Raw genomic sequence first — 15,566 nt, 5'->3', positions numbered from 1 at the left:
GGCAGGGCACCTGCCCCCGGGCCACCCCCCGTGGTGTTTGGCCGCGCGGCGGCGCGGGGCGGAGCGGGATCTCTGTTCCCGCCTGGCGCGAGGTCGCCAGGTGGCATGGCTCGATCAGACGCGCCCGAGCGACGGGCTCAGGATGGCGTACAACAGGTTCGCCCCGAATGAGTCGTACTCCCGAAGCTTGGCGAGGTCGTCGAGTTGTTCTTTGGCGCTTGGGTTTTGCTTGATGTACTCGGCGACGATGCTGCTCCAACCGGATTCGAGGGCTCGGCCGAGTATTGCTGCGGCGAGGGTCTTGTCGTCGGAGCGGATCGCTGCCGCGAACACCTGGCCTGCTTCGTCGGCGTGGGTGAGTCGCGCTGCTCGGTCTTGTGCGTCGCGGTACGCGATGATCTGGCCGGGGTCGCTGGTCACGCTGGTGAGTCCGAACAGGAACTTCTCGAGCGATTGCCGCTTGGCGGCGATGAGCTCCTTCTCTTTATTGCGGAGGTCGCTGAGCTTGGCGCTGAAGTGGGCGTGTTCGCTGTCGAGCTTGGCGCGCTTGCCGGTTTCGGACAGGTTGTTGTCGGCGTCGAGCAGGTCGGTGGTGCGGGCCCATCGGCTCTGAATGTTCGCGGCCTGCTTGCGTAGGTCGTCGATCTGGGATTCGAGCTGTGCGAGAGACATTGCGTGCGTTTCCTTTTCGGTGTCGGTTTATGCCGGGGCTCGGCGGTTGGTGAGGTTCCAGAGTTCTTGGACGGTGGCCGCGATGGGGTGCTCGCCGTCGTAGATCTTGATGAAGGCTTTGACGACGGAGGTCCATCGTTTGTCGATGGCGACGCGCAGGATTTCGACTTGCAGGAGGTTGTTGGCCTGGTCGACGGCACCACCGAACGCTTGGAGCGCTGCGTCCTCGGCGCGAAGACCCGCCGCTATCGAACCGAGAGAGACATTTCCGAAGAGTCGGCCATAGAGGAATGCGATGCGTTCGGCGGTTGCTTGCGCGGCGCGTTCCTGCTCTGCGCGTTGCACAGCTGCGCGGTCGACGTTCATGGCGACGCGTTTCACGAGGGGCAGCTTGGCGCGCAAGTCTTCCGCGCTAATCATTGCTGCCGCCGAACAGCGACTTTGCGAACTGCCCAGCTTCCACGCCGTTTGAGTCAGAGTTCTCCGTGTCGGTGAGAAAGTCGCGGAGTTGCCGGACTTCGTCGTCGGTCAGGCTGGCGACGAGTCGGGCGATTTCTTGTTTGGTCATTGCCTTCCTTCGATGTGCTCGTTTAGTGCGGTCTCATCGACGAACCAACAGCCGGCGATCTTGTCGCCTCCGAGCTGCGGTGCGACTCGGCGGGCCTGCCTGAGTGAGATGCCTAGGCGGTCAGCCGCTTCGGCGAGCGGCAACGCAGGTCTGTCCATGGCCACAGCTTTGCTGATCGAGGGTGAACGGACGTCCGAGTGACCGTCTGCGGCCATAGCTTCGCCAAATTCGCAGGCCAGCGCCTGGTAGTTCAAATACGGAATGCCCGACCGTTTGCGATGTTTGGCCGCGATCAGGGCAGCATCCCGCGCCTCTTTCAGCGCCGGCCCGGAGAGGACGACGACCCCGCCGACTCGCGTCAGGCCAGGTTGGCTCATGAGTCCGCTCCGTCTGCTGCGACTGCGCCGGCGGTGCTCATAGTCCTGGTCCCCAACGGCAGCCCGGTAGATGTAATCACCTGACCGGCAACGACTCCGCGCGGCCGGCGTGTCGGGCGAAGCGTGGCCAGCCATGCGCGACATTGCTCTAAGGCTGTGCAGGCGGCGCAGAGCCGCAGAGCGGCCACTCTGGCGGCGTTCACTTCATTCCTGCTGGATCCACCGTCGATGCGACGCACAGCGACAGTCGCCTCGAACAGATCCGCCCTGCCCTTACAGCGGGCCGCTCGAAGGTCCGGGATTCCACCAACGAGCGCCGACATGTGTTCCCAGTTGGTCATCCGTCGACCTTTGTACGATGCCATTCGCAGGCTTGGCCTTCGGCAGGTACCCGGATCCGGCATGGCCGGCCGGCCTGTGTGCGCCGGCCGCATCGATTCGTGCGCCGGCTGATCGTGAGCCGGCGCACGAACTCGATCGGCAGCGGGCCAAGTTGTTCGTGCGGCTGGTCGCCGTTTCCGTGCCGCGGGTGTTCGGCATCGAGTTCGTCGACGGAGATCAGCCAGAGCACATCGTCGCCGGATGCGTTGACGCAGACCGCGGCCCAGTAGTCGGGCCGGCCGGCCGACCATAAGCAGGCCGTCCGTTTGTGGTCGATCAGCGCTCCTGGGTGCTCGGTCATGCGGGGTTCCTTTCGTCCGTTCACCGCTTCCCACCCACCACCCCTACAAGGGGTGGGTGGGAGCGTGATTGCTAATGGCGTGATTGGCGTGATTGCTTGCGTGACGGCGCGTCCTGCACCGCTCTGTCCCTCGTGATGGGGGTGATTGATGCGTGATATTCAGAATTGGTGAATAGCTGTGTGACGTCTCTACCAGCGGGTTCGTTGGATTCGTGATCGGGGCGTGATTGGTTCTCGGCCAGAAACCACGCAGTGCTCTGGCGTAGCTCGCCACCACCACGACTGCCTTCGATGCGCACCAGCACGCCCTCTGCAGCAAGCTGATCGAGCTTGCGGCGGGCTTTCTCGACGTCGGCGCGCGTGGGCGCCTGCTTCTCCGTGATGGCCTGCGCGGCACCCTTAGCCGTCAGGCCGTCGACGCCCGCCGCGCGCACCAGCGCAACGAGATCGACGGCGTGGTCGACAGTCATCACGCCAGCCGTTTGGTCGTGCAGCAGCCGGTACGGCCCGACCTCGTCGGCCGGTTGCTTCACGTGCCGGAAGCTGACGATCGGGTCGCCGGGTTCGCCTGCGAGCAGCACCACTGATCCGCAGCCCGACGTCAGCCATGTCGAGCCGTACACGTCGTCCACCGACGGAGCGGCTCGAGGCGTGAGAGGGTGGCGCTTCTTGGGGTGGTGCAACTCCAACATCTGACAGCCCAGAGCCAGCACGTTTTGCCGCGCCCGATTCCACTGCGCGCCAACTCGATCTTCACTCAAGCTCACGGCCGCATCCTTGAGACTGTCGACCACGACCACACCCGCGCAGTAGTACTCGACCATCCGCGCCAACGTGCCGGGGTTTGCCGCCAGGTCACGTGTCGGCGGTCCGCGCCACACGTGCAGACGCTCGGCCAGAACTTGGCGGTCGGCCTCGCCGAAGATCCGACCCGCGGCCCGCGCAATCTGGTTGGGCCGATCCATCGCCAGATACAGCACCCGGCCCACGTCGGCGCTGACCGGCAGCCCGAGCAAGCTGCCGGTGCCCAGCCCAAGAAGCTCCCGCACCAGCGCCAACGCCAACGTTGTCTTACCCAGCCCTTGCCCGCCGGCCAGCATCAACGCCTCACCCGCCGACCAAAGCACCGAGTTATCACGGCCCCAAATCGCGGGAATGCCGGCAGGCGCGTCCAGCACGAACTCGGCACCGCTCACCCCGTTCTCGGGCAACTGCACCGTCTCTGCATCCTGACCGACGACAATCACGGCGGGCACCTGGCTGGCCTCGGACTGCAATCGCTCGGCGATCGCCCGGCCCCGAGCCAATAGGTCCTCGGTCATGCGATCTTGCCGCCGGCCGCTTCGAACAGGAGCTCGGCGAGCCTTCGATCGTCACCGCCGCGCCGCGAAAGCGATTGCAGGACATCGGCTTTAAGTAGCGGGACGTAGCCATCCGCGAGCAAGTGCAACGCGGCGTCCCGGCCAGCTTCGACCATCCTGTCTGACGGCGACGGGTCGGTGCAGCGGTGCGTCCACGGATCGCTGCACCCACAATCCCGCGGCTCGACACGGCGGGCCGCTCGGCGGCGGCGTTCCCAGCCGGCCACGCCGCTATGCTGTTGGCAGTCCTCCACCAGGGGCTTCGAAGCCGCCGATACCTGCCCGGGTCGGCGGCTTTTCCGTTCGTAGATCATCAGACAGCCGCGGCGTCGAGCAGGCCGGCAACGAACGCGTCGACGTCAGCTTGCGGAATCAGCGTTCGCGATCCAATTTTCACGCGACGCAGCGTGCCGTCGTTTATCAGCTGGTAAACGGTGGTACGGCCGACGTCAAGCTGTTCGCAGACGTTGGGGATGGTGCATAGCTTTCGCAGCGCGGGAGTGAGTTTCGGGTTCTTCGGCACGGTGGGGATTCCCTTCTGAAACGGGAACGCCGAGCTACAGATAGGCCGTTTGGGCCTTCTCTGTGCTCGGCTGCCGGTTCAGCGAGTCCGCGTTGCGGGACTCAGCGGGTGGACCCCGGTTCGGGGCGTGCGCCGTTCGTCTCGACTCCTACTATCTCGGCCGGTCCGGGGTTCCCGGTGGGTGGTGCGCCGGTCGAATCTGCCTGTGTAGCAGCGTGTCGCCTGTAAGTCTCGATTAGCGTCGGTGTTCGGTCGTGGCACCGACCGTACCAGACCGCTTAGACGTGCCCCTGTAATCGAACGAGCGCGCGTGTTCGTGACTATTCTTCTGCGTGCGACCACTTGACCTGTGGAGAGGCGGTTATGGGCACACGACGAGCCGACGGTGAAGGCTCTTACCGGCAGCGGCCAAACGGACTGTGGGAAGCGTCCACCAGGTACACCACAGCTGACGGGGAGCGGAAACGGCTCAGCGTGTACGGGAAGACCCGCGCTGAGGCGCGCGGCAAGCTAAACGACGCGCGCAAGCGGATCGCTGAGGGCGCTCCCCCGCGCGACGATAAGCAGACGGTCGGGTCGTGGTTGGAGTCCTGGCGCACGACGGCGCTGCCGGCGTCGTCGCGCAAAGCAACCACTCAGGAGCTTTATGCGAATCTGTGTCGCAAGCACTTGGAAGGCGACACCAAACTTGCCGCGCTGAGGCTCGACCAGATTCGGCCGACCCACATCGAATCGCTCGTAATGCGTCTGCGCGGCAAGGACTTATCCGACAGCACCGTTCGACAGGTGTACACGGTGCTGCGGGCCGCGCTCGATATCGCTGTCCGCGACGGACTGCTGGCGGCCAATCCGACGGCGAAGGTGAAGCGTCCCGCTGTCACGCCGAAAGAAGCGCGCTATCTGTCCACCGAAGACGTGCGGCGACTCCTGAGCCATCTGGACGGGCTTCGGTACCGGCTAGCGGTGCTGGTCCTCGCGGCAACCGGAATGCGCCGCGGCGAAGTCGCCGGCCTGCGCTGGGCTGACGTCGACCTGACCAAGGGTGAGTTGACTGTGGCCGGCGTCGTCGTGCGCGTCTCTGGCGCGTTGGCGTGGACGGCGCCGAAGACTGATCGTTCGCGCCGGCGCATCCCGTTGACGACCGGGCTCATCGCCGAGTTGAAGAAGCACCGCAAGACGCAGATCGCCGAGCGCCTGCACGCTGGCGACCAATGGGTCGAAACGGGCGCCGTGTTCGCCACCGAGGCCGGCGGGTGGCTCGACCCGCGCAACCTACTGCGCACCGTCGAGATTGCAGCGGGCAAGGCTGGGATGGAGAACGTCGGCGCGCACACGCTGCGCCACTCCGCGGCCGTCGGCTGGTTGGAGTCCGGCGTCCACATTAAAGCCGCGGCCGACTTGCTCGGACACGCGTCGATCAGCATCACAGGCGATCTATACGGGCACACCAGCGATGACGCCGCGCGGGCCGCGGTGAAGGGACTCGGCGATGCGCTCGGACTGTGAAGGCGGTATGCAAAGGCGGTACACAATGGAAAGAGGCACTTCCAAACTCTCAGAAAGTGCCTCTGACCTGAAGTCGGGCTGACAGGATTTGAACCTGCGACCACTTGACCCCCAGTCAAGTGCGCTACCAAACTGCGCCACAGCCCGCGCGCCGATGCATGCACCGGCAGCAGGTCGAAAGCCTACCGTAAATGGTCGGCCGACCCGCCAAGCGACCTTTGCTTGGCGGGCGGCAGGCGACCATGAGGTGAATCACAAACGCGCTAGCTGCGGTGCCAGCGAAAATCGGAAGCGCCTATTGGCCCGGAGAGACCGCCAGCCTCCCGAAACCCCTACCAGCTCAGCGCCGCCGGGCTCCCCGCTTTTCGCGCACCCGCACGTTGATCCGAATCGGCGAGCCCTCGAATCCGAACGTCTCACGCAGCCGTCGCTCCAGGAAGCGGCGGTACCCAGCCTCCAGAAAACCTGTGGTGAACAGCACGAAAGTCGGGGGCCGTGCGGTGGCCTGGGTGGCGAACAGGATGCGCGGCTGCTTGCCCCCACGCACCGGGGGCGGCGTGGCAGCCACCACCTCTTTGAGCCACGAATTCAGCGGGCCGGTCGGGATCCGCCCGTCCCACGACGCCAGCGCGGTCTCCATCGCGGGGACCAGCTTCTGCAGCGCCCGCCCGGTCTTGGCGGAGATGTTCACGCGCGGCGCCCACCGCAGCTGCACCAGTTCGCGGTCGATCTCGCGCTCCAGCAACTCGCGGCGGTCTTCGTCCACCAGGTCCCACTTGTTGAAGGCCAGCACCAGGGCGCGGCCGGCCTCGATGACCATCGACAGCACCCGTTGGTCCTGTTCGGTGAGCGGGTCCGACCCGTCGATCAGCACGATCACCACCTCGGCCGCGTCGATGGCCGAGCGCGTGCGCACCGAGGCGTAGAACTCGTGCCCGCTGGCCTGACCCACCTTCCGCCGCAGACCCGCGGTGTCGACGAACCGCCACACCTTGTCGCCCAGCTCGATCAGCGAGTCCACCGGGTCCACCGTGGTACCGGCGACATCGTGCACCACCGAACGCTGGTCGCCGGCGAGCTTGTTCAGCAGCGAGCTCTTGCCGACGTTGGGCTTGCCGACCAGCGCCACACGCCGCGGGCCACCGGACGTGGGCGCCACCTCGGAGACCTCGGGCAGCGCGGCCAGCACCGCGTCGAGCAGGTCCGCCACACCGCGGCCGTGCATCGCGCTGATCGCGTACGGCTCACCGAGCCCCAGCGACCACAGCATCGCGGCGTCCGCCTCGACCTTGTCGCTGTCAACCTTGTTGGCCGCCAAGAAGACCGGCTTGCCCGACCGGAGCAGGATCCGGGCGGCGGCCTCGTCGGCCGTGGTGGCACCGACGACGGCGTCGACCACCAGGATCACCGCGTCGGCGGTGCGCATGGCCACCGAGGCCTGGTCGGCCACCAGCTGCTGCAGCCCCTTGGCGTCGGGTTCCCATCCCCCGGTGTCCTGCACGACGAACCGGCGGCCGGTCCACAGCGCGTCGTAGGACACCCGGTCGCGGGTGACGCCCGGGATGTCCTGCACCACCGCTTCCCGTCGGCCCAGGATCCGGTTCACCAGGGTCGACTTGCCGACGTTGGGCCGGCCGACAACCGCCACCACGGGCGCCGGGCCGGCCTCCTCCTGTTCGTCCAGGTCGAATTCGACGGAATCCCAGTCGTTTTCGTCGCTCCACGTGCCGTCTTGACTCATCGCACCGCTCCGCTTCGCTGCTTGACCAGGTCCCGCAGGTGCGAGATCACCTGGGCCTCGGTCATCTCGCTGGTGTCGACGACCACCGCGTCCGGGGCCGTCCGCAGCGGCGACACCGCCCGGGTGGAATCCAGATGGTCGCGGCGACGGACGTCGGCCAGCACCGCCTCGTAGTCGTCGGCCAGCCCGGCCGCCACGTTCTGATCGTTGCGCCGCCGCGCCCGCGTCTCGGCCGATGCGGTCAGAAAGATCTTCACGGGCGCGTCGGGCAGGACCACGGTGCCGATGTCGCGGCCCTCGACGACGACACTGCCCGGGCCCTCGGCCATTTCGCGCTGCAGGTCGACGAGCCGGGTGCGCACGGCCGGAACCGAGGACACCGCCGACACCGAACCGGTCACCAGGTCACCGCGGATCTCCATCGAGACATCCTCTCCGCAAAGGAAATAACGGTCGCCGTCGGGGCGATAGTCGATCGACATCTGGACCGTTTCCGCCGTGCGCGCGACGGCTTCGGCGTCGGCCGGGTCGATGTCGGCGCGCAGCACTGCCAGGGTCACCATCCGGTACATCCCGCCGGTGTCCAGATAGCGCGCGCCGAGCACCTGCGCCAATCCCTTTGACACCGAGGACTTTCCGGTGCCCGCCGGGCCGTCGATGGCCACCACCACGTCGGTCACAGGCCCACCGCTTTGTACAGCTGGCCGATCTCGTGATGAGCCAGCGCCCGGAAGGTGCCCGGCCGCTGCTTGCCCAGCGAGACCGGCCCGATGTCGGTGCGCACCAACGACTCCACCGGGAATCCCGCGGCAGCCAGCAGTCGGCGCACGATGCGATTGCGCCCCTCGTGCAGCGTCACCCGCACCAGCGTCTTGCCCGGAATGGCATCCACCACCGCGAACTCGTCGAGTTTGGCCGGCCCGTCGTCCAATTCGATCCCGGCACGCAGCTTCTTGCCGAGCCCGCGCGGCACCGACCCGGTCACCGTCGCCAGGTACGTCTTGGGCACCTCGTGGGAAGGGTGCATCAGCCGGTGCGCGAGCTCGCCGTCGTTGGTCAGCAGGATCAGCCCTTCGGTGTCGGCGTCCAACCGCCCAACGTGAAACAGGTTCTTGTTGCCGCGAACCTTGCGCTCGACCAGATCGCCGATACAGGGCCGGCCGCGGTCGTCGGACATGGTCGAGTGCACACCGCGCGGCTTGTTCAGGGCCAGATACACCTGCGAGTCGTCGAGCACCACCCGGGCGCCGTCAACGCGGATCACCGCGGAGTCCGGGTCCACGCGGGTACCCAGCTCGGTCACCACCTGGCCGTCCACCTCGACGCGGCCGTCGATGATCAACTTCTCGGCGGCCCGCCGCGACGCTATTCCGGCCTGGGACAACACTTTTTGCAGCCGGATCCCCTGAGCTTCGTCCATCAATCCTGGTCCACGTCGAACGTCAGCGACTGGTCGGACGATCGACCGCCGGACAACTTGATGAAACGTGGCTCGCTGTCCAGGGATTCGGTGAGGTCCTCGATCGTGTCGACGTCGGGAAGCAGCGGCGCGATGTCCGGAAGATCCGCCAGCGACGTCAGCCCCAGGCGCTCCAGGAACAGGTCGGTGGTGGCGAACGTCACCGCGCCGGTGTCCTCGTCGGCCCCGGCCTCGGTGATCAGGCCGCGCGCCAGCAGCGTGCGCATCACGGCGTCGACGTTGACGCCGCGCACCGCGCTCACCCGCGCGCGCGTCACGGGCTGGCGGTAGGCGACCACCGCCAGCGTCTCCAGCGCGGCCCGGGTCAACTTGGACCGCGCGCCGTCCAGCAGCAGCTTCTCGACATAGGGCGCGAACCGCGCGCGGGTGTACATCCGCCACCCCTCGCTGTTTTGCCGCAGGTCGATGCCGCTGTCGCGCTCGGTGAGCTGCTCGGCCATCTCCTGCAACTTGGTGGCGATCCGGTACACCGGCTGCTGGGTGGCCGACGCCAGCGCCTCCGCGGTCACCGGGGTGTCCACCACCAGCAGCAGCGCCTCGAGCACGGAACCGAGTTCCTCCGATTCCATAGGCGCGACTTCGGCGATGTCCGGGATGCCCACGCCGAGATCCGTTTCGAGATCGACGTCCGGCATGTCTTCAGTCACTTATTCGTCCCGCACTTCTACCAAGGCTTCACTGGCCGGACTTTCCCCGGTCCACGAGATTTGGAGCACGCCTAGCGGCTCTGACTGGTCGAATGCTACCGCCCGGGACCGATACAGTTCGAGCAGCGCCAGGAAGCGCCCGACCACCTCCATCGACGCCTCGCAGTCGGCGACCAGCTCGGAGAACGTCGCCCACCTCCCGCGGCCCCGCGCTTCCAGGATGGCGAGCAGCTTCTTGGCCTGCTCGGGAACCGAGACCTGGACCTGATGCAGGTGCGCGACCGACACGGTCGGGACGGGTCGCGGGCTGAACGCGATCGCGGCAATCTGGGCGAACCGCTCGGCGTCGACGCCGATCATCACCTCGGGCAGCAGTTCGGTGAACCGGTCTTCCAGCGACACCGAGCGCGGATAGCTGCGCAGCGCCGTGGCCTCGAGTTCGGCGAACATCTCGGCGACGTGCTTGAACGCGCGGTACTGCAGCAAGCGGGCGAACAGCAGGTCCCGCACCTCCAGCAGCGCGAGGTCCTCGTCGTCGTCGACCTGTCCGGCCGGCAACAGCCGCGCCGCCTTCAGGTCCAGCAGGGTCGCGGCGACCACCAGGAACGCCGTCGTCTCCTCCAGCTCCAGCTGCGGACCGATTTCGCGGGTGTAGGCGATGAAGTCGTCGGTGACCTGGTGCAGCGCCACCTCGGTCACGTCGAGGCGATGGGCGAAGATCAGCTGCAGCAGCAGATCGAACGGACCCTCGAAATTGGTCAGGCGGACTTGGAAGCCAGCTCCGTAGCCGTTCTGCTGTGGCGCCTCACCGGTTTCGGTCGCGTTCACGCGCCGAATCGGTCGATGAACTCACGGGCCAGCGCGCGATAGGCGATGGCCCCGGTGGATCGCGGTGCCCACGTGGTGATGGGTTCGCCGGCCACACTGGTCTCCGGGAATCGGACGGTCCGGGTGATGACCGCGTCGAACACCAGATCCCCGAACCGCTCCACCACCCGGGCCATCACCTCGCGCGAGTTGACCGTGCGGGGGTCATAGCGGGTCAGCAGGATCCCGCTGATCTCGAGCTTCGGGTTCAGCCGGTCGCGCACCTTGTCGACGGTGTCGGTCAGCAGCGCCAGCCCGCGCAGCGAGAAGTACTCGCACTCGGTCGGGATCACCACGCCGTCGGCGCAGGCCAGGCCGTTGACGGTGAGCAGCCCCAGCGACGGCTGGCAGTCGATCAGCACGTAGTCGTAGCGGTCCAGTACCGGGTGCAGCGCGCGGCCCAGCGTCTGCTCGCGCCCCACCTCGTTGACCAGCTGGATCTCGGCGGCCGACAGGTCGATGTTGCTGGGCACCAGATCCATGTGCCTTACCCGGGTCTGCAGCAGCACGTCGTCGATCGACACCCGCGGCTCGACCAGCACGTTGTGGATGGTCTTTTCCAGCTCGTAGTGCGGGACACCCAGGCCGGCGGACAGCGCGCCCTGCGGGTCCATGTCCACCAGCAGCACGCGGCGGCCGTACTCGGCGAGCGCGGCACCCAGGTTGATGGTCGACGTGGTCTTCCCGACGCCGCCCTTCTGGTTGCACATGGCGACGACTTTGGCCGGGCCGTGCGAGGTGCGCGGCTGTGGCTCCGGGATCGCCCGCGGCGGCCGCCCGGTCAGACCGAGCTCGACGCCGTTGTCCGGCTGCTCGGTCATGGCGGGGCTGTTCGGGAGGTGAACATCGTCGGAAAGTCTAACGGGTTCATCGCGTGAAACTCGGCGACCCGCAGGCAATTAACCAGCCAATATGGGGGAAAATCGGTGGTAGAGCGCACATCCCGACAGCCTATTCACTCCAGTCACAGCAGCACCAATTTCCGAGGGGCATCGCGGCTTGACCGCCCGGCACCGCCACCGGCCTATCGTGGCGTCTATGAACCTGAAGCGACGGATACCACTACTGCGTTGGTCGGTCTGGCGCATGGCCGCCGGGGCTCAGAACATCACCACCACCGGCCAGATCGGTGACGGGCGCGAAGCAGCCGCCGTCGAGTACGTGCTGCAGAACGCGCGGGCCGGCGACATCGACGACGTGCTGGCCACCATCGACAAGTTCGCCTACGAGAAATCGCTGCTGATCAACGTCGGCGACGAGAAGGGGCTGCTGCTCGACGCCGCCGTCCGGCGCGCCGATCCGGCGCTCGCGCTCGAGCTGGGCACCTACTGCGGCTACGGCGCGCTGCGCATCGCCCGGGCCGCCCCGAAGGCCAAGGTGTTCTCGGTCGAGCTCGCCGAGGCCAACGCGACCAACGCCCGCCAGATCTGGGCGCACGCCGGCGTCGCCGACCGGGCGACGTGCGTGGTCGGCACCATCGGCGACGGCGGGCGCACCCTGGACGCGCTGGCCAACGAGCACGGATTCGCCGAAGGCACACTCGATTTCGTGTTCCTCGACCACGACAAGGACGCCTACCTCGACGACCTGAAGAGCATCATGGAGCGCGGCTGGCTGCACCCGGGCTCGATCGTGGTCGCCGACAACGTCCGAATACCCGGCGCGCCGAAGTACCGCGAGTACATGCACCGCCAGCAGGGCAAGCGATTCAACACCGTCGAGCACAAGGCGCACGTCGAGTACCAGACGATGCTGTCCGACCTGGTGCTGGAGTCCGACTACCTCGACTACCTCGGCGACTGAGCGGCTACTGCGCCCGCGGGTGGGCCTCGGCCCACACTTCGCGCAGCGCGTGCACGGTGACCATGGTGTAGATCTGCGTCGTCGTCACCGAGGCGTGGCCGAGCAGTTCCTGCACGACCCGCACGTCGGCGCCGCCCTCCAGCAGGTGGGTGGCGAAGGAATGCCGCAGCATGTGCGGCGACACCCCCGAGGTGATCCCGGCCCGCTCGGCCGCGTCCTGCAGGACCTGCCACGCGCTCTGCCGCGACAGCCGCCCGCCGCGCACATTGAGGAAGATGCCCGGCGTCCCGCGCCCGCGCCGGGCCAGCTCCGAGCGCCCCCTCACCAGATAGGAGTCCAGCGCGGCCACGGCCGGACGCCCGATCGGCACCAGCCGCTGCTTGCCGCCCTTGCCGCGCAACAACACCGACCGGGCGTGCGTGTCGATGTCGTCGACGTCGAGGCCAACGGCTTCGGAGATCCGCGCGCCGGTGGAATACAGGAGTTCCAGCAGCGCGCGGTTACGCAGCGTCAGCGGACCATCGGCCGGGCTCTCGCCACCGGCGCCCTCCAGCAGCGCCAGCACCTGGTCGATGGTCAGGCTTTTGGGCAGCCGGCGGCCCGGCGTCGGCGGGCGGACCGCGCGCGCCACGTCGAGTTCGGCCAGCCCTTCGGCGGCGGCGAACCGATGCAGGCCGCGCACCGCGATCAGCGCCCGCGCCGCCGACACCGCGGACAGCGCGGCGACCCCGGTGTCGGGATCGCCGCGGCGCAACGCCACCAAAAACTCGCTCACGTCGTTCTCGCCCACCTTGGCCAGGTCGTAAATTCCGCGGTCCGACAAGTGTTTTGTGTAGCGGCGCAGGTCGCGGCTGTACGAGCTCAGGGTGTTCGCGGCGACGCCGCGCTCGATCGTGAGATGGTCAAGGTAGCCCTGCAACTGCGTGTCCAGCGCCACCGTTGTCATCGCGCCGCCTTTCGCGCGGCGAACGCCGTCGGCTTGTCCTGCCACGGGCTGTCCACCGGACGCGGCTGCACGAACCCCGTCGCCACGGCGTGGGCGGCCAAAATCCCGGCCACGGCAATGGCATTGACGACTTCACCGCTGAGCACCTTGCGGGCGGCGTCGGCCAGCGGGTACCACTCCACCGTCATGTCGGCTTCTTCGTCGTGCGCCTCGGGCCGGTCGACCCGGGTCAGGCCGGTGGCCAGATACACGCGCACCGACTCGTCGCTGAAGCCCGGGGTGGAGTCGAGGTCGACGAGCACCGCCCAGGTCTCGGCTTTGAGCCCCGCCTCTTCCATCAGCTCGCGAGCCGCGGTGAGATGGGCCGCCTCGCCGTGGACATCGAGCAGTCCGGCGGGCAACTCCCACAGCCGCCGGCCGAACGCGTGCCGGTATTGGTAGATCATCGGAATGTTGCCGTCGTCGTCCATCGCGACCACGGCGACAGCGCCGAAATGTTCGACGATCTCCCGGGTCACGACCTTGCCACCGGGCATCCGCACCCGGTCGCTGCGCAGCGCGAAGATCTTTCCGGTGTACAGCGTTTCGGATGACGCCGTCTCGAAGACGTGGTCAGCCACGGGTCGCGGGCTCAGGTATAGGCCGCGCAGCGCTGTCCCGGTGCTGGATGCCGTTCGATGACTGCTCCGGGATTTCCACCGGCAGCAGCTCGCCCGCCTTGTAGTCGATGGCCGCGCCGACGAATGCGACGAACAACGGGTGCGGCCGGGTGGGCCGGCTCTTCAGCTCGGGGTGAGCCTGGGTGCCGACGATGAATGGATGTACGTCCTGTGGGTACTCGACGAACTCCACCAAGTGGCCGTCCGGAGACGTCCCGGAGAACCTCAGTCCGCTCTCCGCGATCTTGTCGCGGTAGGCGTTATTGACCTCGTAGCGATGGCGGTGACGCTCTGACACCTCCGTGGCGCCATAGGCTTGGGCCACAATCGATTCCGGTTCCAGCACCGCGGGGTAGGCGCCAAGCCGCATGGTGCCGCCCAGGTCGGCTTCGCCGGCGACGATGTCAACCTGGTCGGCCATCGTGGAGATGACGGGATCGGGCGTCTCGGGGTCGAATTCGGCCGAGTTGGCCTGGGCCAGACCCGCGGACCGGGCGGCCTCGATCACGATGCATTGCAGGCCGAGGCACAGGCCGAACACCGGCAGCCCCCGGGTGCGGGCGTAGTGGATGGCGCCGATCTTTCCCTCGATGCCGCGGATGCCGAACCCGCCGGGGATCAGCACGCCGTGCACGTCGGCCAGCGCGGACGCGGCATCGGCCGGGCTCTCGCAGTCGTCGGAGGGCACCCACACCAGCTCCACCTTGGCGTGGTGTTTGAATCCGCCCGCGCGCAGCGCCTCGGTCACCGAGAGGTAAGCGTCGGACAGGTCAACGTACTTGCCCACCAAGGCGATTCGCACCGTTTCGTGCGGCTCGTGCACCCTGCGCAGCAGGTCGTCCCACTCGGTCCAGTCGACGTCCCGGAACGGCAGGCTCAGCCGGCGCACCACGTAGGCGTCGAGTTCCTCGCGGTGCAGCACCTTCGGAATGTCATAGATCGACGGCGCGTCCGGCGTGGAGATGACGCCGTCGATGTCGACGTCACACATCAGCGCGATCTTGTTCTTCAGCGGCTCGGGGACGGGACGGTCGCAACGCAGGATCAGCGCGTCCGGGGTGATACCGATGCTGCGCAGCGCGGCCACCGAGTGCTGGGTGGGTTTGGTCTTGAGCTCGCCCGACGGGGCCAGGTAGGGCACCAACGAGACGTGCAGGAAGAAGACGTTCTCCCGGCCGACGTCGTGACGAACCTGCCGCGCGGCCTCCAGGAAGGGCTGCGACTCGATGTCGCCGACGGTGCCGCCGATCTCGGTGATGACCACGTCGGGCCGGTTGCCCTGGGCGTCGGGCTGGGCCATCGACATGATGCGCGCTTTAATCTCGTCGGTGATGTGCGGAATCACCTGGACGGTGTCGCCGAGGTATTCGCCGCGCCGCTCCTTGGCGATGACCGTCGAATAGACCTGCCCCGTAGTGACATTCGCCGAGCCGGATAGGTCGCGGTCCAGGAACCGTTCGTAATGGCCGACGTCGAGGTCGGTTTCGGCGCCGTCCTCGGTGACGAAGACCTCGCCGTGCTGGAACGGGTTCATGGTGCCCGGATCGACGTTGAGGTACGGATCGAGCTTTTGCATCGTCACGTACAACCCGCGGGCCGTCAGCAGCTGGCCAAGGCTGCTGGCCGTCAGCCCCTTGCCCAACGAGGAAGCGACGCCCCCGCTGACGAAGAGGTGCTTGGTGGCGGATTGCGGGTGCTTTCGCACAGGCGACCTCCGTGAAGACGGGCAGGGCG

19 protein-coding genes and 1 tRNA gene are annotated in these 15,566 nt (G+C 67.3%); 2 read left to right on the top strand and 18 right to left on the bottom strand.

The window, feature by feature from the left end; translation table 11 throughout:
- Positions 1-114: 114 nt before the first annotated feature.
- The 8 genes from B8W69_RS02865 to B8W69_RS02830 all read right to left on the bottom strand — a co-directional run bounded on the left by B8W69_RS02865 (position 115) and on the right by B8W69_RS02830 (position 4,183).
- On the bottom strand, positions 115-672 hold the full coding sequence (locus tag B8W69_RS02865) for a hypothetical protein (protein WP_085288478.1): 558 nt from the start codon (positions 670-672) through the stop codon (positions 115-117).
- A gap of 27 nt (positions 673-699) precedes the next feature.
- On the bottom strand, positions 700-1,074 hold the full coding sequence (locus tag B8W69_RS02860) for a hypothetical protein (protein WP_133057954.1): 375 nt from the start codon (positions 1,072-1,074) through the stop codon (positions 700-702).
- Positions 1,075-1,084: 10 nt separating this feature from the next.
- Entirely contained in the window at positions 1,085-1,240 is a 156-nt protein-coding gene (locus B8W69_RS30460) for a hypothetical protein (RefSeq protein WP_165762532.1), read from the bottom strand.
- Positions 1,237-1,617: a hypothetical protein gene (locus B8W69_RS02855; protein ID WP_085288476.1), complete on the bottom strand. Its 381-nt coding sequence runs from the start codon at positions 1,615-1,617 to the stop codon at positions 1,237-1,239. The genes B8W69_RS30460 and B8W69_RS02855 overlap by 4 nt, the downstream gene beginning before the upstream one ends.
- Positions 1,618-1,954: 337 nt before the next feature.
- Positions 1,955-2,299, bottom strand: a complete 345-nt coding sequence (locus tag B8W69_RS02845) for a hypothetical protein (RefSeq protein ID WP_085288474.1) — start codon at positions 2,297-2,299, stop codon at positions 1,955-1,957.
- A gap of 71 nt (positions 2,300-2,370) precedes the next feature.
- Entirely contained in the window at positions 2,371-3,621 is a 1,251-nt protein-coding gene (locus B8W69_RS02840; RefSeq protein ID WP_085288473.1) for an AAA family ATPase, read from the bottom strand.
- Positions 3,618-3,776, bottom strand: coding sequence for a hypothetical protein (locus tag B8W69_RS31185; RefSeq protein ID WP_245843052.1), 159 nt, complete (start codon positions 3,774-3,776; stop codon positions 3,618-3,620). The genes B8W69_RS02840 and B8W69_RS31185 overlap by 4 nt, the downstream gene beginning before the upstream one ends.
- Before the next feature lie 197 nt (positions 3,777-3,973).
- Positions 3,974-4,183 (bottom strand): helix-turn-helix domain-containing protein, encoded by a 210-nt coding sequence (locus B8W69_RS02830; protein ID WP_245843051.1) that lies wholly within the window; start codon positions 4,181-4,183, stop codon positions 3,974-3,976.
- 363 nt (positions 4,184-4,546) lie between these two features.
- On the opposite strand from B8W69_RS02830, the gene B8W69_RS02825 reads away from it, so the two are divergent.
- A complete protein-coding gene (locus B8W69_RS02825) occupies positions 4,547-5,689 on the top strand; it encodes a tyrosine-type recombinase/integrase (RefSeq protein WP_085288471.1) in 1,143 nt (380 codons plus the stop codon).
- Positions 5,690-5,762: 73 nt separating this feature from the next.
- On the opposite strand, the gene B8W69_RS02820 is transcribed toward B8W69_RS02825, so the two are convergent.
- From B8W69_RS02820 to B8W69_RS02790, 7 genes are all read right to left on the bottom strand, one after another.
- Positions 5,763-5,836: transfer RNA gene (locus B8W69_RS02820), tRNA-Pro, on the bottom strand.
- A 193-nt stretch (positions 5,837-6,029) separates the two neighbouring features.
- Positions 6,030-7,430: a ribosome biogenesis GTPase Der gene (gene der / locus B8W69_RS02815; RefSeq protein WP_085288470.1), complete on the bottom strand. Its 1,401-nt coding sequence runs from the start codon at positions 7,428-7,430 to the stop codon at positions 6,030-6,032.
- Positions 7,427-8,110: a (d)CMP kinase gene (cmk, locus tag B8W69_RS02810; RefSeq protein WP_085288469.1), complete on the bottom strand. Its 684-nt coding sequence runs from the start codon at positions 8,108-8,110 to the stop codon at positions 7,427-7,429. Before cmk ends, der begins: the two co-directional genes overlap by 4 nt.
- Positions 8,107-8,850, bottom strand: coding sequence for a pseudouridine synthase (locus tag B8W69_RS02805; RefSeq protein ID WP_064953323.1), 744 nt, complete (start codon positions 8,848-8,850; stop codon positions 8,107-8,109). Before B8W69_RS02805 ends, cmk begins: the two co-directional genes overlap by 4 nt.
- Positions 8,850-9,557 (bottom strand): SMC-Scp complex subunit ScpB, encoded by a 708-nt coding sequence (gene scpB, locus B8W69_RS02800; RefSeq protein ID WP_085288468.1) that lies wholly within the window; start codon positions 9,555-9,557, stop codon positions 8,850-8,852. Before scpB ends, B8W69_RS02805 begins: the two co-directional genes overlap by 1 nt.
- Positions 9,558-10,385 (bottom strand): segregation/condensation protein A, encoded by an 828-nt coding sequence (locus tag B8W69_RS02795; RefSeq protein ID WP_085288467.1) that lies wholly within the window; start codon positions 10,383-10,385, stop codon positions 9,558-9,560.
- Entirely contained in the window at positions 10,382-11,245 is an 864-nt protein-coding gene (locus B8W69_RS02790) for a ParA family protein (RefSeq protein WP_085288466.1), read from the bottom strand. Before B8W69_RS02790 ends, B8W69_RS02795 begins: the two co-directional genes overlap by 4 nt.
- 217 nt (positions 11,246-11,462) lie before the next feature.
- Between B8W69_RS02790 and B8W69_RS02785 the strand changes: the two genes are divergently transcribed.
- Entirely contained in the window at positions 11,463-12,227 is a 765-nt protein-coding gene (locus tag B8W69_RS02785; RefSeq protein ID WP_085288465.1) for an O-methyltransferase, read from the top strand.
- Positions 12,228-12,231: 4 nt separating this feature from the next.
- Here B8W69_RS02785 and xerD read toward each other — a convergent pair whose 3' ends face one another.
- The 3 genes from xerD to pyrG are packed head-to-tail and all read right to left on the bottom strand — an operon-like array spanning position 12,232 to position 15,537.
- Positions 12,232-13,173: a site-specific tyrosine recombinase XerD gene (gene xerD / locus B8W69_RS02780; RefSeq protein WP_085288464.1), complete on the bottom strand. Its 942-nt coding sequence runs from the start codon at positions 13,171-13,173 to the stop codon at positions 12,232-12,234.
- Positions 13,170-13,793, bottom strand: a complete 624-nt coding sequence (locus tag B8W69_RS02775; RefSeq protein ID WP_085288463.1) for an NUDIX domain-containing protein — start codon at positions 13,791-13,793, stop codon at positions 13,170-13,172. Before B8W69_RS02775 ends, xerD begins: the two co-directional genes overlap by 4 nt.
- Entirely contained in the window at positions 13,786-15,537 is a 1,752-nt protein-coding gene (gene pyrG / locus B8W69_RS02770; RefSeq protein ID WP_085288462.1) for a CTP synthase, read from the bottom strand. Before pyrG ends, B8W69_RS02775 begins: the two co-directional genes overlap by 8 nt.
- Between the last annotated feature and the right edge of the window lie 29 nt (positions 15,538-15,566).

It is taken from the genome of Mycolicibacterium vulneris (genome assembly GCF_002104765.1).
GTDB lineage: Bacteria > Actinomycetota > Actinomycetes > Mycobacteriales > Mycobacteriaceae > Mycobacterium > Mycobacterium vulneris.
This window is presented reverse-complemented; position numbering and strand designations above follow the sequence as displayed.